Annotated in this window: 23 protein-coding genes; 3 read left to right on the top strand and 20 right to left on the bottom strand. The window is 56.1% G+C overall.

From position 1 onward, the window contains the following. Positions 1 to 2: 2 nt before the first annotated feature. From NE547_RS03245 to NE547_RS03220, 6 genes are read right to left on the bottom strand one after another with little or no spacing between them, the layout of a single operon-like run. Positions 3 to 227, bottom strand: a complete 225-nt coding sequence (locus NE547_RS03245) for an Imm17 family immunity protein (RefSeq protein ID WP_195446563.1) — start codon at positions 225 to 227, stop codon at positions 3 to 5. Between the two features lie 18 nt (positions 228 to 245). Beyond that, entirely contained in the window at positions 246 to 1,088 is an 843-nt protein-coding gene (locus NE547_RS03240; RefSeq protein ID WP_256174726.1) for a DUF2262 domain-containing protein, read from the bottom strand. Between the two features lie 10 nt (positions 1,089 to 1,098). Beyond that, entirely contained in the window at positions 1,099 to 2,481 is a 1,383-nt protein-coding gene (locus NE547_RS03235) for a DUF6138 family protein (RefSeq protein WP_256174725.1), read from the bottom strand. Positions 2,482 to 2,495: 14 nt separating this feature from the next. Continuing rightward, the gene (locus NE547_RS03230; RefSeq protein ID WP_256174724.1) at positions 2,496 to 3,611 is read right to left on the bottom strand and encodes a hypothetical protein; all 1,116 of its coding nucleotides are present in this window, start codon (positions 3,609 to 3,611) and stop codon (positions 2,496 to 2,498) included. Then, the gene (locus tag NE547_RS03225; protein ID WP_081958389.1) at positions 3,608 to 3,802 is read right to left on the bottom strand and encodes a hypothetical protein; all 195 of its coding nucleotides are present in this window, start codon (positions 3,800 to 3,802) and stop codon (positions 3,608 to 3,610) included. The genes NE547_RS03230 and NE547_RS03225 overlap by 4 nt, the downstream gene beginning before the upstream one ends. 49 nt (positions 3,803 to 3,851) lie before the next feature. Beyond that, positions 3,852 to 4,340, bottom strand: a complete 489-nt coding sequence (locus tag NE547_RS03220; RefSeq protein ID WP_033120494.1) for a hypothetical protein — start codon at positions 4,338 to 4,340, stop codon at positions 3,852 to 3,854. 193 nt (positions 4,341 to 4,533) lie between these two features. Between NE547_RS03220 and NE547_RS03215 the strand changes: the two genes are divergently transcribed. Further along, complete coding sequence (locus NE547_RS03215) at positions 4,534 to 4,857, top strand: helix-turn-helix domain-containing protein (RefSeq protein WP_006876442.1); 324 nt, start codon at positions 4,534 to 4,536, stop codon at positions 4,855 to 4,857. Between the two features lie 192 nt (positions 4,858 to 5,049). Then, the gene (locus NE547_RS03210; RefSeq protein WP_033120495.1) at positions 5,050 to 6,192 is read left to right on the top strand and encodes a DUF4317 domain-containing protein; all 1,143 of its coding nucleotides are present in this window, start codon (positions 5,050 to 5,052) and stop codon (positions 6,190 to 6,192) included. Between the two features lie 180 nt (positions 6,193 to 6,372). Here the strand turns inward: NE547_RS03210 and NE547_RS03205 are convergent, their stop codons facing one another. The 14 genes from NE547_RS03205 to NE547_RS03140 form a co-directional block, all read right to left on the bottom strand. Then, positions 6,373 to 6,594, bottom strand: coding sequence for a hypothetical protein (locus NE547_RS03205; protein WP_006876437.1), 222 nt, complete (start codon positions 6,592 to 6,594; stop codon positions 6,373 to 6,375). 12 nt (positions 6,595 to 6,606) lie between these two features. After that, a complete protein-coding gene (locus tag NE547_RS03200; RefSeq protein ID WP_033120497.1) occupies positions 6,607 to 6,861 on the bottom strand; it encodes a helix-turn-helix domain-containing protein in 255 nt (84 codons plus the stop codon). Positions 6,862 to 6,875: 14 nt separating this feature from the next. Then, on the bottom strand, positions 6,876 to 8,684 hold the full coding sequence (locus NE547_RS03195; protein WP_370866812.1) for a type IV secretory system conjugative DNA transfer family protein: 1,809 nt from the start codon (positions 8,682 to 8,684) through the stop codon (positions 6,876 to 6,878). Positions 8,685 to 8,974: 290 nt separating this feature from the next. Then, positions 8,975 to 10,420: a DUF3991 and toprim domain-containing protein gene (locus NE547_RS03190; protein WP_256174723.1), complete on the bottom strand. Its 1,446-nt coding sequence runs from the start codon at positions 10,418 to 10,420 to the stop codon at positions 8,975 to 8,977. Between the two features lie 179 nt (positions 10,421 to 10,599). Further along, positions 10,600 to 12,327, bottom strand: coding sequence for a MobP3 family relaxase (mobP3, locus tag NE547_RS03185; protein WP_256174722.1), 1,728 nt, complete (start codon positions 12,325 to 12,327; stop codon positions 10,600 to 10,602). A 22-nt stretch (positions 12,328 to 12,349) separates the two neighbouring features. Then, positions 12,350 to 12,757 carry a hypothetical protein gene (locus tag NE547_RS03180; protein WP_256174721.1) on the bottom strand — a complete coding sequence of 136 codons (408 nt, stop codon included), beginning with the start codon at positions 12,755 to 12,757 and terminating at the stop codon, positions 12,350 to 12,352. 71 nt (positions 12,758 to 12,828) lie between these two features. Next, on the bottom strand, positions 12,829 to 13,104 hold the full coding sequence (locus tag NE547_RS03175) for an LPD11 domain-containing protein (RefSeq protein WP_256174720.1): 276 nt from the start codon (positions 13,102 to 13,104) through the stop codon (positions 12,829 to 12,831). 440 nt (positions 13,105 to 13,544) lie between these two features. Further along, positions 13,545 to 14,222 (bottom strand): hypothetical protein, encoded by a 678-nt coding sequence (locus NE547_RS03170; RefSeq protein ID WP_256174719.1) that lies wholly within the window; start codon positions 14,220 to 14,222, stop codon positions 13,545 to 13,547. 148 nt (positions 14,223 to 14,370) lie between these two features. After that, positions 14,371 to 15,813, bottom strand: coding sequence for a hypothetical protein (locus NE547_RS03165; RefSeq protein ID WP_256174718.1), 1,443 nt, complete (start codon positions 15,811 to 15,813; stop codon positions 14,371 to 14,373). After that, positions 15,810 to 16,073 (bottom strand): DUF6103 family protein, encoded by a 264-nt coding sequence (locus NE547_RS03160; RefSeq protein WP_033120317.1) that lies wholly within the window; start codon positions 16,071 to 16,073, stop codon positions 15,810 to 15,812. Before NE547_RS03160 ends, NE547_RS03165 begins: the two co-directional genes overlap by 4 nt. A 13-nt stretch (positions 16,074 to 16,086) precedes the next feature. Continuing rightward, entirely contained in the window at positions 16,087 to 17,550 is a 1,464-nt protein-coding gene (locus NE547_RS03155; RefSeq protein ID WP_256174717.1) for a hypothetical protein, read from the bottom strand. Between the two features lie 21 nt (positions 17,551 to 17,571). Continuing rightward, positions 17,572 to 18,318 (bottom strand): hypothetical protein, encoded by a 747-nt coding sequence (locus tag NE547_RS03150; protein WP_256174716.1) that lies wholly within the window; start codon positions 18,316 to 18,318, stop codon positions 17,572 to 17,574. 5 nt (positions 18,319 to 18,323) lie between these two features. Then, complete coding sequence (locus NE547_RS03145; protein WP_256174715.1) at positions 18,324 to 19,409, bottom strand: M23 family metallopeptidase; 1,086 nt, start codon at positions 19,407 to 19,409, stop codon at positions 18,324 to 18,326. Further along, positions 19,406 to 20,800, bottom strand: a complete 1,395-nt coding sequence (locus NE547_RS03140) for an ankyrin repeat domain-containing protein (protein ID WP_256174714.1) — start codon at positions 20,798 to 20,800, stop codon at positions 19,406 to 19,408. Before NE547_RS03140 ends, NE547_RS03145 begins: the two co-directional genes overlap by 4 nt. A gap of 149 nt (positions 20,801 to 20,949) precedes the next feature. Between NE547_RS03140 and NE547_RS03135 the strand changes: the two genes are divergently transcribed. Further along, positions 20,950 to 21,147 carry a hypothetical protein gene (locus NE547_RS03135; RefSeq protein WP_006876421.1) on the top strand — a complete coding sequence of 66 codons (198 nt, stop codon included), beginning with the start codon at positions 20,950 to 20,952 and terminating at the stop codon, positions 21,145 to 21,147. The last annotated feature ends 71 nt before the right edge of the window (positions 21,148 to 21,218 follow it).

The following is a 21,218-nucleotide window of genomic DNA, read 5'->3' as shown; positions in this document are numbered from 1 at the left end:
CTTTACAGTACCCAGGACATGATGCTGGTGACGATCAGCACGATCCCCAGCAGGAAGAAGATCACCCGCCGGGAGCCGCGTCCATAGCGGTGGGAATCCGGCTTGCCGGTAGGGTCGCACATCCAGTTCCAATTCAGAATTGAGCCAGCCACGGACACAATGCCCATGATCAAAGTCACCCACTCCCAGTGTGCCTGTAAAAAAGCTGTGATCTGTTCGCTGTTCATTTAAGTCTCCTCCTCTCCTTATCCCTGCATATCGGCGCCAACGGGGCCTTTTTTCAGCGTTCCATCCACAGTGATCACATGGCCCCAGAACATATCGTCGTCCTCATACCAGGCGGTAAAACGGCCACCGGGAGATACTGTAAACTCGGTGAGCAGGATGCGCCGGGCGAACTCATCCTCAGTGATGGGGTCTTTTTCCGGGTCACGGTCGGTCTGGGCATTGTCCGCCAGCCATTCGTTGGCCTGAGCAGTGAGCTTCTGGGCAGCCATCGCTCGCAGGGACTTATCCCAGGTTTCCTGGTCTGCCACCAGTTTCTTCATCACATTGGTGACACGGGTCCAGGACGCTTTCTTTTCAATCTCCACATCCAACGAGATCCGGACTTCTTTTCCCATCCACTTACAGGTCCCCTCGAATATGCTCATCTCACGATCCAGCGTGAGGGTTCCCAGCACTTCGTCCTCCAGAAGAATGGGCTTTGTGTATTCCGCCCAAATCTCCTCAAGTGCCGGACAGGGTACGCCTGCCTCCAGTACCTCCGTAACATACCACTGAGGTTCGTATAGGGCATCACCTTTCCAGCCGCGGGCTTTGATCCGGTAGATCTGGCCCCTGGCAAACCGCTTGGAATAGTCGCCAGCATCCCGTTCCTTGTCCGTCAGCGGCCAGCTCAGGTAGCATCGACCGGAGATCGCCTGTCCGGTCTGGACACCCGCCATGGCAAGGGCATGGGTATGCGCCGCCCAGAAGGTGTCCAGAAAGGTTTTGTCCGCGCTGACACCGTCCTGGATCAGTACCAGTTTTTCCTCATCTTCCGGGGCGTACAGGGCGATAAAGTCCTTGACCGTTCTCTTTTTCATGGCGTTCTCCTTACGCAAATACTTGATGGTATTTCTCTTTCAGTTCCTTCGGCGCCGACTTGATGACCTTGCTGCCGCCGTTTTCGGAGGACGAGCCCCAGATGGCCCAGAGCAGGCTCCGCCAAGCGGTGGCCCGGAATTTCGGGTCCTTGTCCTCTTCCGGCAGGAGATAAGCGGAAAAGCGGCGTTTGACTGTCAGCAGCGCATCCAGGCTTTCCTCATTGGCAATCAAGCTGCGGAATTCCCTGGCAGGTTTCAGCCACTGCATGGACAATGCACCCCGTACCAATACGCCCAGTGTCCATGTTTGAAAACCAAACTTCCGGATCAAGGCATGAAGGAATTTCTCTTGCAGGGAGGAGTGCTCGTCGTCACAGAGATCCAAATACTCTGCTACCAGCGGTGCCCACTGTTCTCCCTCCAGCCCCAAAGCGAACACAGCAAAAGTGCCGGGCATCGCGCAGAACTCATCAGCAAAGTTTTCATAGTACTCATACTCCCGCATGGCCAGACGAGCGTATCGCTCTATAGCCGGATGCAGATCGGGGTGCTGCACAGCGCAGGCAAAGAGCTGATTGATGCCCTTCTTGGGCAAGCCGGGAATGGGCAGATAGATTTTCTCCTTTCCTCTGAATTCCACCGAGTAACTGCGGGGGAATTCCTCCTGCTCCAGCACCGCACACAGGTAGTCCAAGATCTCGGCATAGCACTCCTCGGTGGAGTCCTTGGCGGTGATTCGGATGGCAGCAAACGCATCATTGGCCGATGCGGTGAAATGCTCCGTCTTACGCTGCTGGATGTCCTTTGGTAATTTGCCGCTGCCGGCTGTTTTCAGTTGCTTCACCATATCTGGGCGAAGCTGGGAGACCAGGCCGAGGATGTGCTCGGTGGTGAGGGATTCAAAACTCTGCCCGTACACCGTATGGCAGACCGCCACATAGCAGGCAAAGCGCAGCAGGCCTTCATCCACATCCTCCGGACGCAATTCCGGCCACACGGTGCAGGGTGGAAAGACGGTAAAGCCATCATCCCGCTCTCCCACAAGGAAGAACCGCTCCTGTACCTGCTTTTCTATGTATTTCTCCAATGTATAGCGGATCTCCTGCCAGCCCACCAACCGCCGCAGGGCATCGCAGAATATAACAGCTTCCTCATAGGGAAATCCCTTCAAAGGCAGTTTGGACAGATACCGATCCAACAGCTGGCTGGGAAGAAAGGGTGTCCCGTTGTGATTTCGCACCACGGTCGGGTAGGCGGAGTGATTTTCACGAGCGGTTCCGTTCAGCACATCCTGAATGCAGAGATCCGCCTCCGCCAGCACCTCCGGGGAAGTGTCCGGCTTGTGGATCAGATAGTAGCGGTCATGTACGCCATCACGCTTTGGCAAACTCATGGCAAGGTCTCCTCTCAGGTTTGCTGATGCTGCATGGATACGATTTGGCAGTCTGGACAGAATTCCACATAGAGCGTGCCCTCCGCACAGTCAAACACCGTATCCCACTGGATCTGCGCCAGATACTTCATAGGTTTCCCGCAGTGGGGACAGATGGTATATTCCGCGTCCTGTACCCAGTTGGCAAAGCCGCCGATGGTGTTCACATCCTGACAGGCCGCGCCGTAAAACAGGGGCACAGGCATCTTGCCCAGCACAAAGGGATTTTCCGTGAGGGCCTTGTAGTCCTCGGGACTGACATAGCAATCCGTCTTCTCCGCTCCGTCAAAGAGTTCGGAGGGAAAGACCTCCACGCCGCCATCCAGAGTGAACCGGTTGAAGGCGGGGCCTTTGAGGAATCCCACGCAGCTGGGGCAGCAGGTGGCAGTCAGGACACCATCCAGCCCCAGGAACCGGAGCCGCTCATCCCGGCCATCCAGCACCAGCATGTCCACCATGCGTCCGCCACAGTGGGGGCATGTGTCCTCCCGTGCCCGGCCGATGCGGACGGGAGATTTCTCGCCGGTGGTTCCTTTGACCATAGGATAGCAGGTATCGAAGTTGAGTTGGATTTTCTGGCCCTCCTTGTCGAAGGTCCAGCCGCCGATCTGTGCATAGCTGGATGGGTCCACATAGAGGCCCTTGCGCCAGGGCCGGGGATTTCGCTCCAGCTCCAGCAGCGTCTCCATTGCCTTGTCATCTCCCTGCATAGCAAGGCAACTCATCAGGTTAGAAGCCGCGCTGGAATATTCCGCAGACAACCGCGCATGAATCAGACCATCCCGCACATCGGCGGGAGCGTGATAATAGATTTCACACGGCCAGAACACCTCTGCGGCCAGTGCCGCCCGCTGAATCTCCGGGGTGATGGCATCATGGTACCCCAGCAGCTGCCAGAAGTCGGTGAACTCCGGGTCCTCCATATCAGCCAGCCGCTGGATGTTCTGAATCAGGTTTCTTTGCTTTTCTGTGATTTGTTCCGGTGTCCAGGCCAGAGCAGCCTTCCGCTCCTGTTCAGCTTTGCATTTCCAGCACAATCCCTCATAGCCCAAGGGTGTCCCACAGCCGGGGCAGGTGTACTTCAGGCTCATATTCTTTGACTCCTTTCCAAAGATAGAAAAACGCCCTGCGACACGCTGTCACTTGGACAGGCTGACGCAGGGCGCGAAAAGGCCGCAAGGGAGACGCCACATCCACCAGCGGATGTGGTTTCTTCTTCAGCCAAAATCAATTTTTCATATTTGAACAGGACAGCCGTGGACTGTCCCCATTTTTCTTCCATAGCAAGACCTCGGGTTACCAATCTCAAAATGGGTAAACTTTACTATTTATTATATCACATCATCTGTTTTCTTTGGAAGAGGGATTTGCCCCTCAGCCAAATTTGTGATGTGGATTTTTCCTTTTCTCTTTCCCGTCCCGGCATACTCCAGCAGTTCTCTGGCATTGCTGGCCGGATGCCGCACATAGGCAATGAGAAAATCGCTGCGCTCCACCATGTATCGGTTTGCGCGGACGATGGCAAGCCGTTTGGGGACTGTCTCCATATCCGGCGGATAGAACAGAGCGTCGAACGCCTCCGGCAGATCTACTTTTCTGTTGACTGGGTAATATGGGGTCATCAGCATCAGCGTAATATCCGGGTACGCTCGCTTGATCTGCGACAGTGCCCGGATCACCAGGCGGTCGAAGTTTCCATACTGGCCCACCACAAATTCAGATACGCCATATTCTGCAATATGGCGCTCTATGGTTTCAAGCAGGGTTGGGTACACCCGATCCGGCGTCTCCCTATGCCCTATAAAAAAGCAGCTTCCCATCTGACAGCCCTCATACACAGTCGCAGTCATATTTTATTGATTGTGATTCATAATAGAAATATAAAACTCGCGCCAATTTTAATAATTATATCACTAATTATTCGTTGTGTGAAGCGAAAGTTGATGATTTAAGTGCGAACCCGCGCCGCTCCCTTATATTAAAATAATAAGTAGAGATTGGAGGGAGAGGATCATGGACGATAACCGCCGCTATGAAGCGTTTGTGCGTAACCGCATCACAGAGCTGCGGGAACAGAAGGGCGTTTCTGAGCATCGGATGAGCCTGGAGCTTGGAAAGAGCGGCTCCTACATCAGAAGCATCACCAATGGAATTTCTATGCCCTCTCTCCGGGAGCTGTTCAACATCATGGAATACTTTGATTTGACGCCAACTCTTTTCTTTGCTCCTATGGACGATCCGGATTCCCTGCGTGGGATCATAGGCAAGAAGCTGCTTGCCCTGCCGGATGAAGACTTGGAGAAAGTAGCTGTTTTTCTGGACTGGATCAGAAAATAACCGCTCCTACTGGCGTTTGACATGAAAAATATGCCGCTCAGTCAGTTTCTGATAGTTTCTGACATGGGCGGTTTCTTTTTTGCGCTTTTGGGGGAAAGAACTTCCGGCTATTGAAATTTCAAGCTCTTTCCACTAAAATGGATTTCATCGTCTGTTATTAACCGTTCCGATTACAAAGCGAGGTAGGAAAAAATGAACCAAAAAGAAATCAATGAGCTGCGGCGCCGTTTTCGCCCGGAAAAAAGTGCCATCAGCCGTGTTTATGGATGCTATGTCAACAGCAGTAAAGAGATCGTTTCCGATCTGGACGAATCCCTGGGCATGATGCCGCAGGAGGAGTCCGAGAAGTATTTGAGCCTTTTGAAGAAGGGACTGTCCGGTTCCCTGGGGAAAAACCTCATTGACATCGTATTCTCCACTCAGCAGGTAGTGGACAGTGAGGAACACCGCCTGCTCACCACACTGCGGGATTCCCAGCTTAAGGACAACGAGGCTCGCCAGACCTTTTACCACAAGGTAATTGACAGTCTGGACATGGGGGACAGTAGTTACCTGCTGCTCCTGACCTGTGACAGCTACGATGTTCCCCATCGGGGCAAGGATGATTCCCTGCAAGCGGATGCCTCGGATGAGGTGTTCACCTACATCGTCTGTGTGGTGTGCCCCATCAAGGAGGGCAAGGTAGAGTTGGGATATTTTCCCGGTGACAATGAATTCCACTGTGCTGCCGGGCAAACCGTCGCTCCTCCTGAGCTGGGTTTTCTGTTCCCGGCATTCGATGACCGGGCAGCAAATATCTATAACGCTCTCTTTTACAGCAGGAAGGCCAATGAAATTCACCAGGAGTTCATTGACGCGATCTTCCATGTGGAAGCGCCGATGTCTGCCGTTGAGCAGAAGGAAGCATTCCAGTCAGCTTTGAGCGATGCGTTTGACTGCAGTCTGGAAGTGATGCAGACTGTTCATGAACAGCTGCGTGAGAAAATCAAGGAGCACAGGGAGAGCAGGAGTTCGGAACCTCTGGAGATGAGTGCCTCAGAAATAGGGCAAATCCTTCAAAGCTGCGGGATTGCGGATGAACAGGTGGCAGCATTCCAGAAAAACTGCGGCGAGCAGTTTGGTTCGGGGGTTGTCCTGAATCCGGCAAACCTGATCGACAGCAGCCGCTTTGAGATCAAGACGCCTGAGATCACCATTTCGGCTGATCCAGAGTATAGTTACCTGGTGGAAACTCAAATTATCAACGGGCGCAAGTACCTCCTGATCCCCGCAGAAGATGGCGTGGAGGTCAACGGTTTTGCTGTCGGCATTACAGCTGCACAGAAAGACGATTAAATTTCAAAAGCCGGACACAACGCAAGGCGGTATAACCTATAGGGCCAGATGTTGTTTGTTATTTTCTGTCTTAAATAAAATCCTTAGAGTGGGCGCTTCTGGTTGGTTCATCACGAACCGGGACTCGGTTCACACGATATGTAAACCCTCCCCTTGGCGGGAGGGTTTGCTTTTTACAGGCTATCTCACCAGACGGTTCCTTGCTTCCAGTGCTGATGCGCAGTCATGGCCTGTCAAATACTGTGCCGCATCCAGCCATTCCCGTTCGCTGCATGCACCTAAAGGGATCGCGGCAGTGAGTCTGTGCAGCCGTTCACTTTGCTGGGACAGCCGAAGATCAGAAAGAACTCCGCATCCCATTTGATAAGCCAAATAATCCAGTAAATCGATCTCAACCAGCATTGGACACCTCCGTCATACCACATGATACAGATTGGAAGTAAGACTCCCATTCTCCCGCCAGCGGGGATCTTTGCGGAGCAGTCCAGCTTTCACGAGATCGTCCAGCGCTCGCTTAACCGTGGAACGCGAAAGCCCCAGCTCCAGTGCGATGGTCTTGATGGCCGGCCAGCAGCGACCCTCGCTGTCTGCCCGGTCCTTCAGGTACATATAGACGCTTCTGGCTCTGTGGCTCAGATCGGAAGCATAGATATTTCTAAAGCTGTTCATTCTGTTCCCCTCCCTCAAGGCCGAAAGGCCGTCTTGCGTGAATCTGGACTGGCCTGCATACCCTGACTCATGCCTCCCGCAGCAGAGGTTGTTTCCTGCGACGGCTGCTCGGCCACAGTGCCATAGTTGCGCCGGATGATAGACTCCTCCAGTTCCTGCTTGTCAGCATAGGCAACGGACCGCTGGGCCTTCTCTGGCACCTCATAGGGCTTGCCGAACCGGATGCCCCAGTCGAGGAACAGCCGCAGCTTGACCTTCATGGGATGGACGCCGGTCTTGGCCACAATAAAGCTGCCCTTGGGCATGGATTTGAGTTCGTCCGGCGTCATGAGGGGGCGCTCCATCATCTGGAGAGACTGGCTGGGGTCATTCCTCCCACGGGAGATACTGCCGCTCATCACCGTCCGGCTGCCGAGGGCTTTGGAGAGCTCCACCGCTGTCTGGCTGGCCGGGGCAAAGCCACCGTATAGGTTGACCTGGCAGTTGTCCACGATGATCTCAGAGCCTTCCTTCCCATAGTTCTTCTGAAGCTGTCCCGTAATGCTCTGGACGATAGGCACCAGCATGAGTCCTCTGGACCGGGAGGCGGAAAACATCAGTTCCAGCGACTGAATGGGCGGGCAGGTGCCCAACTCGTCCGCGAAGAAGACCACCCGGTTCTTGAGCCGGCCGCCGTTCTCGTCAGCCACAGTGAGGATCTCCCGATACAGGTTTTGGAGGATCAGGCTGACCATAAAATACTTGGTCTGGTCCTCCTCGGGCAGTACGATAAAGATGGCGGATTTCTCATTGCAAAACTTCTCCGCGTCAATGGCGGTGTCAAAGCAGAGGATCTGCTCCATCTCCGAGTCGAGGAAGGCGTTTAGGCGGGACAGTACCGTTGAGATCACGGAGGCCATGGCCTGCTCCGCCGTGTTGAGGGCGGACCCGGCAAACCAGCGGGCCTTATGATTAGGCGGGAGCTTTTCCAGCAGAAGCTGGAACTGATTCTTTCCCTTCACCCGGCTGGGAGCCAGCAGTTCCTGCACCAGCTTGAACACCGACACGATGTGGCGCTTTTCAATGGGATTTCCGTCCGCGTCCTCGGTGGGCAGATACTCGGCCACCAGCAGGAACATGGCAGTCAGCAGGCCCTCGGCGGAATCGTAGAAAAAGGCGTTTTGCCCATACTGGGCGCTGTCGCCGCCGCTGGTGTTGATGAGCGTCTTGGCGAGGATCTTGGAGTATTTCTCCGCCTTAGCCTTTGCTGCCAGGTTTTTGGGGTCGGCCTTATAGATATCCATGTACTTGTTGATCAGATGAAGCAGGTTGTTGCCGTCCGAGCGGGTGGGATTACGCAGATCCAACACGGCGATTTGGTATCCGTAGCAGTCCTTGGCAATACCGGCATAATTGCGGAACAGGTCGCCCTTGGTATCCGTGCAGAGGAAGGACATCCCGCTGGCGAGGGCATATTCGATGTTGGGGTACAAAAAGAACGCGGTCTTTCCGGCGCCGCTGGCGGCGGTGACCATGGCGTGGATGTCATCGGTGTCCACCAGAGCTGTAACATGGTCTTTGGGCCCTTCGCAGCCAAGGACAAGGCCCTGCTTTTCCGGCAGATGCTCTCCCTTGCGCCACAGCTCCGGTTCAAAGGGGATGTGGGCATAGGTCTGCCGAATCTCCTGTTTGGTAGCCCAGCGTGCGGTTCCGTGCTGGCCGTCGCCCACAGTCTTGGATTTGATTCCGTCAAGGGTATAGTAATGGGAGAGAAACGCGAGGCCGCCGATTACGAGAAACATGATGGCGCCTATCACGATAAGTGTTATAACTTGCGTTGGCACATGATCCTCCTTTTGATATCTACGCCTTAATATCAGAAGGGGATGTTCAGTTTTCGCTTTGTCTGCTATAATAAATTGGTATGAGGTGATTGCTTTGATTTGCGCATGTGACCATTGCTACTATCTGTTTGAGGCGCCGGAACTGCCGAAGCAATGCCCGGACTGTGGAAAGCAGGCAACCCGGCCAGCCAATAAGCAGGAGCGGGCAGAATATCTCAGCAGACAAACAAGCAGCCAGGAAGAAGCGGAGGAGTGGGACTGAGCCATTCCTCCGCTTTGCCGCTTCAGGCTTAGGCCATCACTGGCTCAGCTTCCCTCTGGGCCTTTTCTTCTTTCTGCCGTCTCTTGATTTCATCCGCCTCATACTTGATTGGCACCTTGGCGCAGGAGATGGCCAGCTCCAGCCATGCGCTGGCCGCCTCCTTTTTCTCTACTTGGGTACGGATGCCCTGGCGATTGTTCTTGGCCAATACACTTTGGAACTGCACGGCGATCTCATCCGCCCGGTTTTTGAGGATGCCCCGGTTCTCATGAGGCAGGATGCGGCTTTCCAAAAAACGGGCGCCCTGCTCAGCGGTCAGCATAGTCCCCATCTGTTTGCACTCCCGTAGCACCACCGAGAGGGCCAGCGCCGCCATGGTCTCCATGCGGTCCATGGCCTGGTCAAAGCGTCCCCAATGGAGGTCGTTTCGGTACTGTTGGAGCAGATTGGGGATCTGATAGACCGCACGGTCCGGCTGGGCCTCTTGGCACTTGGCCCCGATCCGCCGGCAGACGGGACCCGCCGCCACAAACTGCGGGTGCTCCTCGGCTGCCTGGGCCTCCAGCCCATGCCGCGCTTTCAGATCCTCGTCCCAGTCCTTGTACTCGGAGCGCAGCGGGGCAACCTGTGTATAACCATGCTCCCGCAGGATATCGGCGAGCCGCCCCGCAGCCTCGATCCCGGTGGCATCGTGGTCCAGGCAGAGGATGACTTTCCGCAGATTCGGATTTTTCTCCAGCATCCACAGCATGGCGTGTTCCGCCGTGCCGCAGAGGGCCGCGTAGCTGTGCCGCTGCCAGTCCTCCGGGTACAAGGTCAGAAAGGCCAGCAGGTCGATGGGTGCCTCAAATACATAGAGGCGGTCGCTGGTCCCGGTCCAGTGGAAACTGCACCGGGGATCACTGCCCTCTATGTTGCCCCGGTAGCTCTTGCCCTGGGTGTAGAGGCCCCGCTTGTGGGCGTGACGGGCAGCGCCGTGTTCATCGAATCCAACGAACACAGCGTTGTGGTACTCCTTTGTCTTGTCTTTGGATGGCTCCCGGCTCTCATAGATCAGCCCCTTCTGCGCGAAAGCATTGAGAACCTCCCGGCTGATATGCCTCTGCTGGAGCAGATAGGCATACACCCGCCGCATGGTCTGATTGGCGGGTGGCGGGGCAAATTCCTTCGGCTCGTCCCGTTCCTTTTTCTGAGCTGATACATACACTTCGCCTTTCTCACCGCCCAGCAGACGGGTCACCGCTTCGGGGTAGGTCAGGCCGTAGAAATTTTGAACAAAAGAGATAGGACCGCCGCCCTCCTCAGCCTCATGATCGTACCACTCACTGCCACGAACAGTAATACTGTGATCTGATGCAAGGCGTTTATCCCGGCCGGAGGGGATGAGCTTCTCTCCCTGCCGGCGCAGGAACTCCACCAAGTCGACAGAGTTGGCCCGGAGTTTTTGCTCATCTGTGAAGTGGATATAGGGCATGGTATGCCTCCCTCCATCATAGAAAACTCACTGATTTCGCCCCCCGCACTTCCGATGGAATGGGACGGGCCTGTTGGGGAGCCGCGGTTGTTTCTTCCGGTTCCGCAGTTGCTCCGTCCACATCGGCGGCGCCTGACTTTTGACTGCTTGCTTCCCTTTCAAAAAAAAGACCTCCTTCACTATAGCTGCATTTCCGGCTCATGGTCATCGGCCTTATGCCCCTGCGCGATCTTCTTCGCCCTGATCTTCCGCAGGAGCTTCCGGTCCACCGCCACCCGGATACCGCCGGAGGGCGGCGGCTGGTTTTGTTCCTGGAAGATGTTGGCCAGATGATGGAGCAGCGAAACAATGGCCGCCACGGGCGGCTGGCCCAGGCGGTCATTCATGTGTTCCAAAAAGTATTGAGCGTACTCATTTCCCTGATCCGCCGCCAACTGGAACCACTTGATTGCGCTGCCCCTATCTTTTGGGATCTCTTTCCCGAGCAGATAGAGTTTGCCGAGGGCATACTGGGCATATTGATTTCCCTGATCCGCAGCGGCAGTAAGCCAGCGCATGGCTGCATTCACATCCCTCGGCACATTTTCCCCCTGGAGCAGCAGCTTGCCCAGCCGGTACTGGGCAAACTGATTGCCACGGGCTGCTGACTGTTTCAAGAGTTCCAATGCCTTTGCGGTGTCTTTGGGGACACCATCTCCCCTGAGATAGGCCAGAGCTAAGGTATATTCCGTGTCTGCCGCAGGTTCGCTGACCCCCTGGTCATCCGGATGGAATATCTGCTGGTGAGCCCCAAGCTTTACTGCTTCCCCAATGACGATGTTTTTGATCCGCTTGAATTCCTTCTGTTGGGAAAGGGGCAGGCGCTGGGGGAGGTCGTCCTTGTAGGTGCGGAGCACCTCCTCCCGCAGCTCGTACCACAGGGCGTAGGCCGCGGCGACACGGGGGTCCTTGGCCAGCTCGTCCACGATCTCATCCACCACAGCCTTCAACGGGGCCTTGAGGTAGCCGTACTGCTTCCTGCCTCCGGTATGCCGCAGGCGTTCCGCCAGATACTCCATGAGCTCCTCCATACGGCCGCTGTCCCCGGCGCCGCTCCGCATCTGCTCGATGAGCTGTTCCATCACCCAGCGGGCGTCCTCGTTCAGCGCGTCCCGGCTCTGGGTCTGCTTCTGGTAGAGCTCTGTGAGCTCCTGCCGGAAAATATCTTTTGCCAGCCCCGACTTGATTTGGGCGATGCCTTGTTTGGTCAGGAATCCTTTGGATGGATCTGCACTGTAGCAGACCATGTGGACATGAGGGTGGTGGGCCTCATCGTGAAAGGCGGCGTACCATTGAAAATCCTCCCAGGGGATCTTCATTGCCGCCGCCATTTCCATGGCATACTTGGAGAGCAGGGCTTTCCATTCCTCCGCCCTGTCATAGCCGAGGCGGGCGGCGTCCTCCCGCCGCAGAGAGATGATGGGCAGCCACACATTGCCGGGGTGGGCCGCAACCGCTTCCGCCACCCGTGCCAGTACGAGATGATCTTCTTCGCCGGTAAACAATCCGTGGGAGCCGACGCGCTGGGTGCGGGGGCGGGAGGCAATGTACTTCAGATAGTTCTCCTTCTTCGCAATCTGGTCATAGTTGTCCTCCAGGGCGCGGGTGATGAACTCTGATGCGTTGGCACAGGTTGGCGCGGCCGCGTAGTCCTCGTATTCAAACATCCCCCGGCTGAGCGGGAAGTCCCGCAGGATCTGTTCCACCAGCTTTTTCTGGTTTGACGTGGCCGGCCACCCGCTGCGTCCCGGATCGACGCGCTCCGCACCGCTCCGTGTGGCCATATACTTCACATAGTTTTCGAGGTGTGCGGTGGCGGCGGAGGTGCCGCCCTTGATGTAGGGGCATTTGAAGATCAGGCGGGGCACAAGCTGTCACCACCTTTGCGTATCATTCCACGCCCCGCTGGTAGTCGATAGCGTCTTTGAAGCTGATGCGCCCATTGGTCTGCTTCACTTCCCGGACAGACCGGGCGCGGAGTGTCTTGAGATCCTCATCGCTGATCTCCATGCCCGCCGCCAGCACATTCATCATCATGTTGACCTCCACCGCCAGCTTGAAGAGCAGACGGGCGATGCGGTTCTCACTGTCCTGGACGGTCCCGCGCATGGCGGTCACCAGCGCGGGCGGCAGGTACGCCGTGGCCTCCTGGCCAGAAACATAGCCAGCGTAGAAGCGGATTGCCTTTTCAATAAACTCGTTCTGGCTCTGGCAGTTATCCCTTTCACAGAGTTCTTTGACCAACCGCTGCGTTTCGGGCGCTATGCGCAGAGCAAACTTGATTTTTTCCCTCGCCATACTTTCCTCCAATCAAAATGTCCTGACCTTCGCATGGTCAGGGCTTCGTCTTTTTGAACGGTCTCCTTACTTCAAAGCTGGATGCATCCCATGCTCTGATTTTGGGGACAGAGCATCCTCTCCTCATAACTGAGGATCTTCTCCATGGTCAACCACTCCGGCTTGCCGTCCTCCGGGAAACTGTCCCACAATTTTTTCATGAGTTCAATCTGCTCACTTTCATCTCCCTCCCAAAGATATTTGCTCTCACGGTCTCCGTCACCGAGGTAGTACTCGCAGTCCAACCGCATGCGATCTAAAAGCATATATCGAAAAATTTCATCTTGCTTCAGTGGGTCAAAATCCATACGGATATCTCTCCTTTTTCTTCTCATATCCCTGTTTTAATTCCGGATAAACATTGGAGTGATGGGCAATTTCAGCCGTGGTGACCCCCGGACTGATCCCATCCCCTGAAAAGTGACCCCCGCAAAACCGTTCCCCGACCCGCATTGCGGGGCGGTGTGAGCCGAGTGGGGGCGCTCCGCGACCCCCGCTCTTTATCCCGCACTGTTTTCGACCCCTCGGTTCACCCTCGCTAAAAGCGGAGGCGAGAGGCCATCAACGCAGGACGGCTACTGCTCATTTTGGGGACTGCCGCACAAGCCCCCGCAAACCGCTGGGAGGTGCCGCGGGTGTACGGATGCCATCCCGCCTTGGAAAAGGGCACACAGGGCCGTACAGGGGGCAACGGCGGGGAATGTAAAACTGCCGGCGCAGCAGCGCCGGCAGTTGCGTGAATTGATATTTAGCTGAGCTGTGGTTCGTTATTTTGCCCTGCAATCATGTGGGCAACCTCGTCCAGCTCCGCGCTGAGTTCGTCCATGGACATAAACATCCGGCCATCCTCCAATTCCTCCCGCGGCTCGGTCAGGCCGTGCAGCTCATCGGCTGCCGCTGCCGCTTTCTCCAACAGGACCCTCCGGCTCTCCACATTTTCTGCAGCCGCGGCTTCTAAGAAAGCGGCCCAGATCTGGTCCATCATTTCGACGGCATCGTCTCCGCAGTTAAACAGGCAGTCTCCCATGCCGCACATATCGGTGGTCGTTCTGGCCAGTTCCAACAGCTTCGTGCGGGTTTCCTGTTCATCGGTTTCCGCAACGATGTGGAAAAACTCCAGTGTCATGTCTATCTGCGCATCGATATCAACGGTTCGGACAAGTTGTGAAGTGGGGATCAGATGCGTAACACATTGGGGCGTACCTGCTGTCTGCTTGAGGTTTTCAATCTCCTGATCGATCCACTCCAGATGCGTTTCAACGCCTTCCCCCGTACCGGCTGCGGCGGCCAGCATGGTCAATCCCTTGCGCATTTCCAGGGCGGGGGGGATCGCATCGTCATCCACTGCTTCGAGAAGTGAGACGGTTTCATGGGCAACGAGGTTGTAGAGATCTGTGATTGTAACCTGCCTTTTTTGTGTTTTCATTGTGTGAACTCCTTTCTGTTTTGTGACGGGTTGATGGTTTGCTGCAAACACATTGCCACATTTTTTTGCAGAAATCCATTCATCAGCACCGACAAAAAGCTGCTTGTCACACTGTGCAGACTGAATAAAATTCGCTGTAGCTCTCCGCTTACATCTGGATTTCGGGGGTGTCCTCTCTCTGCTCCCGCAGCAGGGCGGCCCTGGTGTCCTCCAGTCCCTGCCCGGTCTGCTGGCGGCAGTAGGCGTCCATCTTCTCCCACAGCTGAACCTGTTCCGCGGGAGTCAGTGGGTAGGAAAACGCAAACTCATGCCCGTCAGCGCAGACGAGGTACACGGCCAGCGCGCTGTCCAGCCGTCCGGTTTTCCAGTCAAAGCTGGCGTATACATTCAGCCAGTCATCGTTGAAGGCGGAAGCAACATTGGTGCCAAATACCGCGTCAGGATCAAAATTTATGGGGATATAAAAGTTCAGCTTCCCATCGCACTCTGAGATCTCATCTGCAAATGATACCGCATCTGCCGGCAGTCTTTTAGTGCCCGCTGTGAGTTCAGGAGGGCTTTCACGCTCCAGATCCAACCGAGCATAGTAGTCGTTCAGCGTTTTTCCGGTTCTGCAGAGGCAGTCCACCTCCATCTGTTTCCGCAAAAGGGCCCGTTCTTCTTTCCCGAGGGGATAGGAAAAAGACTGCCGCACAGCCCCATCCCGATTGTACAGAGTGAGGGAGAGGCTGTGATCGATTTCCTGCCGCGCCACGTCATAATTACAGAGGATATCCAGCCAGCTCCCCTCGCTGGGGTGATCCAAGGCTGCTCCAAGAACCTCCCGCTGGGCCTCCGCACTGACGAAGTCAAACTGAAAATTCAGGCAATGCCCTGACAGAATAATTTCCTCCGGGAAGGTGAGATCACCCTCCCGCAGAGGGCGGATTCCTCTGATTTCAACAGGATCAAAGGTCTGGAGTTCAATGTCCCGCCCATATAGATAGTCTATAAACTTGCGCCATTGCTCGTTTCTCTGGCTGCTGCGGCTTCGGGTGGACTGGTAGGCGGCCGTAGATACATCCTTGATTTTGAAGGTCTGCCAACCGTCCGCGAGATTCAGCGCGGAACACCAGCCGGCATCCAGATCAATTTCAAACGCGCCGGCAACCTTGCCGGTATTTTCGAGGCGCAGAGCGGCTAATTCCTCAAACCGCACCCGTGTAATGGGCTGAGAATTATAAAAGTGGCGGGAGAAATCGCCCTTCACCGCCGCGGCGCCTCCTTGCAGATAACGGCGCAGCCGTATAGCCACATCCAGAAATTCCTCGCCGTTACACGTCGAGAAGACGCTGTCGTGGCCATGTTCCCGAATATGAAAGGCCGCGTAGACCCTCTGGTCTTCCGCTTCCCGTGCCGATTCCAGTTCTTCTTTTGTGATGGCTGTTTCAATCTGCGTCCACTGTTCTAATGGAACAGTTTCGTTGTACAGCGTTATCAGATAGTCCTGCAGATGCTGTTCAATATCGCTGCCCTGGGCCTTCAGCGCCTCCTCCAGCGTATCCCAGCGCCGCTGATCCAGCCACACCTCGGCGGACATGGAGCCTGTCATTCCCTGGCCTCCTTTCCAGTGCCGGGCGCATCCGGCGCCGCGCTCCGTGAGGCGCGGGGAGGCCGCTGGCGTGTCTGCTCGTCCGGTTCCGCCATGCTCTCGATGTACTCTCTGGTCTGGGACGGTACATATCTCTTATAGAGTTTCTCCATGAACTCATCCAGATCCGATTCCAAAGAGGTGCCGGTTTTTCCCGCGTAGAACTGGATGGCTTTGAGTTTCTCCTGATCAAATGAAATGGCAACCGTGGCTTTCTTCATCGTGACCCCTCCATTACATAAAAATCCCCAGGACATTTTCAGCCCTGGAGTAATTGGCGATTGCTTCATCATATCGTACCAGCATTTGGGACTCAACGCCGTCCAGTACTAATTCCACACCATAAGGGCCGGGGCGAATGGCGGTAACTTTGGCGTCCAGCAGGGCTGAGAATTCTTCTTTTCCTTGGGCAGTCAGCCGGGGGAGGTCCGCCGCGGGCACCCACCCCACATCCTCTGCGGTATGGACCAGATAGACATCGTGGTCCGGCAGGCCGAGGGTGAGCAGGTCCCGCAGATGGATGGCGGGGTCCTCCGCCAATGCCTGGAGCTGCTGCTCTTTTACCGCCTCCGGTGGAAAGTACACTCTGGTTTCTCTGCCGTCCACGCAGGAATAATCTACCTTTCTCCACTCACCGCCATGAGCAACCTGCAGCTCCCCGAGATGGCTGTATCTCCAGTTCCGATTATTTTTCTTGCACCACTGGACTACATGGTCGCTGACGCTTCCGGACTTCCAGTCGAAGGTGAAGAGGGTTTCGTCTCTTTGCCGGAGCAGTTCCGTCCACTGCACCCGGTCCGTAAAACCCATACTGCGGGCAACAAACGCCTCACACATCCGAATAGCCCAGTCGGACGGCTCCGCCTGACGCTCATGCTTTTTTCTGAACTCCTCTAACTGCCAGAGCAGATCCAACGAATCTTGTTTGATTTTGATGTTCTTTCCCTCCTCTTTCGTGTCAGCCTCCGATTGCTTAGCCAGCAGCGGATTGGTTCCGAAGGCTTCCGTCAGGCTCTCATAGATGCTCTCCGTATCCCATTCTCCAGCGGAGGACAGCCGTCCGGCGATCTCCCGCAGGGTCGTTTCCTGGGCGAGTATCTCATCGCGGGAGATAAACCAGGGCCAGATTTCCGAGGTTTCCTGTTCAAAGCGAATGTAGTCCACGATGTCCTGGTATGCGTCGCCGCAGTCCGGCTCATAGTGGTGGGCGAGATCAAAGCCCATGGCTTCGATCTCCTGATTGGTCAGTCTCAACTCATCGTGAAGCATTCTGTAGAGTTCCTCACTTCCGTCATGCTCCGCGAGGAAAGCTATGAGCCTATTCTGAATTCTGTTGGCGCCTGCCGTTGGAAAATGGTTTGCCAGGGCGTCCAGGCTCTCCCGCAGACTGCCGGCCCGGTGGTCATACTCCACCCGTATCCGCCCATTGTCCAGGTCAATGACCACCCTCTGCTCCGCGGCCCCGCCATGACCAAGGTCATGGATCAGGGCATCTGCTTCATCCGCAAACGCCCGCCTGAGCGGAGCGCCGCGCTCCGCGGCGGCAGTGGAAAGTGCCTCCGCAAAGCCGCTGTTCCCAGCTTTCGCGATAGCAGAGGCCCGCGCCAACAAGGGGTGCAGTTCCGCAAGCCCATCCCCATTTTCATTTACAAAGGCAGTATGACGCCCCTGTTCCACTATCTGATACAGCATAGACATGGTGTCCATTTCCTCCTTCGCTCACTGCATCGTTATGCCGCCTATCTGTTCCACCGGCTCATCCTCATATTCATCGTATAGGCAAAAGCCAAGGGCCCCAATCTCATCGTTGCGAATTTCCAGCGTGTTGTGAAGGATATCATAGAGGCTGCTGCCGTCAAAGTATTCCGCCATATAGTTGAGGATGGCCGACATGATTTTTTCTTTCCGGTCTGCTGAGAGGGAGGGCTGGCGATCCTCTGGCGAAAACTTTTTACAGTAGTCGAGGTAATAGCAGACGTCAAAACACTCGTCTGTCAAAGTGACCTCCGCCGTCTCCGGCCGCTGCTCCAGCTTCTGAAGGAGCAGAGCGTCGAAACCATTTCCATCCTCTATCACCAGTCCCACTTGCTCATAGAGTTCACTGAAATAGTAACACCAGCTGCCCTCGTTGGTGTTTTCTGTGCCTTCCTGGATGATCCTTTCCACCGCCTGCTCCAAGATGGAATCGACCATACCCCGCATATTGGGCAGATAGGCGAAGTGTTCTCCTGCGTCATAGGCAAAGACACCGTCCCCGCAGCCCTCTCCCAAAATGAGGACGCCCCGGTAGATCCGCTTGCCGTCCTCCTCATAACAGGATGGCTGTATGCCCCGGCATTTTTCTTTCCACGGCCAATTCAGAAAGGCTTGAAAATCGTTGGCCGGCAGGGTGATCAGCCGAACCGCCTCGCACTCGGAGATGCGGAGCCGGCCGGCCTTGGCCAGCAATTGAAGTTTCAGACGCAAAAATATCAACCTCCAGTCGTGGGCAGATAAAAACGGGGATTGGTGCGCTCTCCATTGACCCGGACCTCAAAATGCAGGTGCGGACCAGTAGACCGCCCGGTGGAGCCGGAGAGCGCGATAATGTCACCAGCCTCCACCGTCTGGCCCACCTGTGCCAGCAGGCGGGAGTTGTGGCCATAGAGGGTGGACAGGCCATTGCCGTGGTCGATCATCACATAGTAGCCATAGCCGCCCGCGTTATACTGCGAGACTGTCACCGTTCCGGGCAGCGCGGCGCGGACTGGGGTGCCGGTGGGGACCGCCAGATCCATCCCGGTGTGGCCCCGCGTCTCGCCGGTGAAGGGGTCGCTGCGATACCCAAATTCCGAGGTGACCACGGACTCCCAGCCTGCCCCGATGGGGGAACAGAAACCATCCGCTCCAATGAATGGGACATCCGCCCCTGGGAACCAGCCGCCGCTTTCCCCGCTGGGGCTGCCATAGAGGATGAGGCTATAGATGCTGTCAGCGTTGCTCTGGTGGTCCGTGGTAACCTCAATGCCCATGCCCTGGCTGATCCGTTCGTAAATTTCCGCCAGGTCTTCCACAGGGGTGGCCACTGTGTAGGTCTCTGTGGCCTCTGTTACGTTGCCATCTTCGTCGGTGATTATGACCGTCCTGGTCCGCTCCTCATAGTCCACAAAGCAGTCCGCAAATGTGCGGATGCCATCCGCCCCCGGCTGCTCCGCGGCGAAATACAGAGCATAAAAAATGGCCTTGACGCGGGTATCGTCAAGGCTTTTTCCGTCTTCACACTGGCTGTTTATCACCGCAATCACATCGTCTATTCGGGCAAAGCTGTTCCGCATCTCCTCAATATAACCTCGGTATTCCGGCGTAGCACTGGCGGAAATAGAGCCGCCGTGGAAACACAGCTCCACGGCGGACACATTGTGCTGTGAGGTCCCGGAGAGAATGGCGCAGAGCAGGACCACCAGCACGATCAGCGGAGAGAGAATGGCCACGATGACCCAGCCCACCTTTTTGCGGACCTCCTCATTGGAAAGGACCGCTATCGCCGCTTTGATTGCGGCCGCCGCGCCGACGCTCATAAGCTCATACCGCCCATGGGCGAATCCTCCGGCCGGGGGCTGTTTCGCGGTTCAGACCAATATGCGGCCAGCTCCTCCATGGTTTCCGCGTATCCCTCGCCTTTGGGCCGATACTCTGCCCACGCTTTGTACTTCTCCAGATCCATCCCATGGTCCAGCAGGAGCTTGGCGGTGCCGGGAGCCTGATTGCTGACGCAGGCATAAAGAGCGGCGTAGTTGTCCGGCTCCACTGGCATTCCGCGCTCCAGCAAGTGTTCCGCCATCCACTCCTGGCGCTGGCCCGTGAGGGCGCGCAGGATGCCGGCCGCCTCATCGCCCGGCTGGGCGCCCTTGTCCACCAGATCCACCGCCGTCTGGAAGTCCAGCTTCTCCGCGGCCCAGCGAAGAAGCTTCGGGGGGGCGGCGGCGATCTGCTCCGGTGTGCATTGGGTAATCAGGTCTTTGGCGATGCTCCGATGACCATCCGTGTAAGCGTACAAAATCACCTCGCCTGGGAGAGAAGGCGCTTGCTCCGCGAGGAGGTTTTTCGCCTCCTTTACCAGTGTCTGCACCCTCTGGCTGTCTCCTGTTTCCACTGCCCGCTTGCAGGCGGTGAGGTATGCATCCGGCGAAAATCGGTCTGCCGCCGCGAGAAGCATCAGGGTCATATTCCCTCCCACAACTCCGGGCCGTCCCGCCACCTCGATCAGCAGATCGTCAGCCCGGTCCGGTACTCTGGGATAGAGGTTTTGGAAAGCGTCAAATTCTCCGTCCCGAATGGCCAGTACTGTTTTATCATAGTCGCTCATGTGCAGGGGCCGCTGGCCCACCTCATCCATATAGGCGGTGATGCTCCCGGTCATCCGCCGCAGGAGCTGTTCCGTCTGGGACATGGCCTGCTCCTGCCGCTCCCGCTGCTCCACCAGCGCGTTGATGATGGTGCGCTGTTCCGCGGGGCTCAAGTGGACAATCATGTCCTCCGGCTCTGCCTGTTCCCCCAGACGGAGGTACCGGGCGTAGGTTCCGTGGTCTCCGTGGAACGCCTTGGTGATGGCGGAGGAGATGAGGAACATCCGGTCCAGATCCGCGCCGCTTTCACCCAGCGTCTTGCCGGTAATAAAACTCTTGGTGACCGGCCGGTCGCTTTCATACCACTTCAGATACACATCCAGATAGGCGCCCTCACTGCTGCCGTAGTCGGTAGTACAGAAGATATCCGCGCCTTTGGGGATCTCCCGGCCGTTCTCCCATTCCCGATCCATGAGGAAATATTCGTCCGGCAGGCAGCCCATGCCCTCCAGACGGTGCTTCAGTTCCTCAAAGACCTCTTGTGCGGTACGCTGGCCGGCATACTGCGTCTGCCGGGGATCTCCCGGCAGCGGCTCCCGGCGGGATAACTCAATTGGTTTCATTTTCATGACCTCCTTCGGTTTTGTAGGCTCATTTCATATCGTTGTGTGGCCAATCAAGGCCGAAAAGCCGGCGATATGACAAAATTCGGTTGACAAGGTTCAGCTTGTATTTTATGATAATCGCATCAAACAGAAAGGATGTGCCCTGAATGGCCGCTCGCAGCACTGAAGAACGTATCGCGCTAATCGACGCGAAGATTTCCAAAAAACAGGATGAGATCAAGGCTCTGGAAGCCCAGAAGCAGAAGCTCCTCCACCCGGTTACCATGAGATCTGTCATGGAGAAAGCGAAAGCCGCTGGCCTATCCGCGGAGGAGATCGCGGAGAAACTGGGGCTTGAAATGTGATGTCATATCCTGTGGAGATAGCCGGCGTATATCATGCGCCGGCCATCTCTTTTTTCATGTGGGGATAGCGG

The sequence above is a fragment of the Flavonifractor sp. DFI.6.63 genome (assembly GCF_024462255.1).
In the GTDB taxonomy this organism is placed as follows: Bacteria; Bacillota; Clostridia; order Oscillospirales; family Oscillospiraceae; genus Lawsonibacter_A; species Lawsonibacter_A hominis.
Note: the sequence above shows the minus strand (reverse complement) of the source record. Positions and strands in the feature narration are given on the sequence as shown.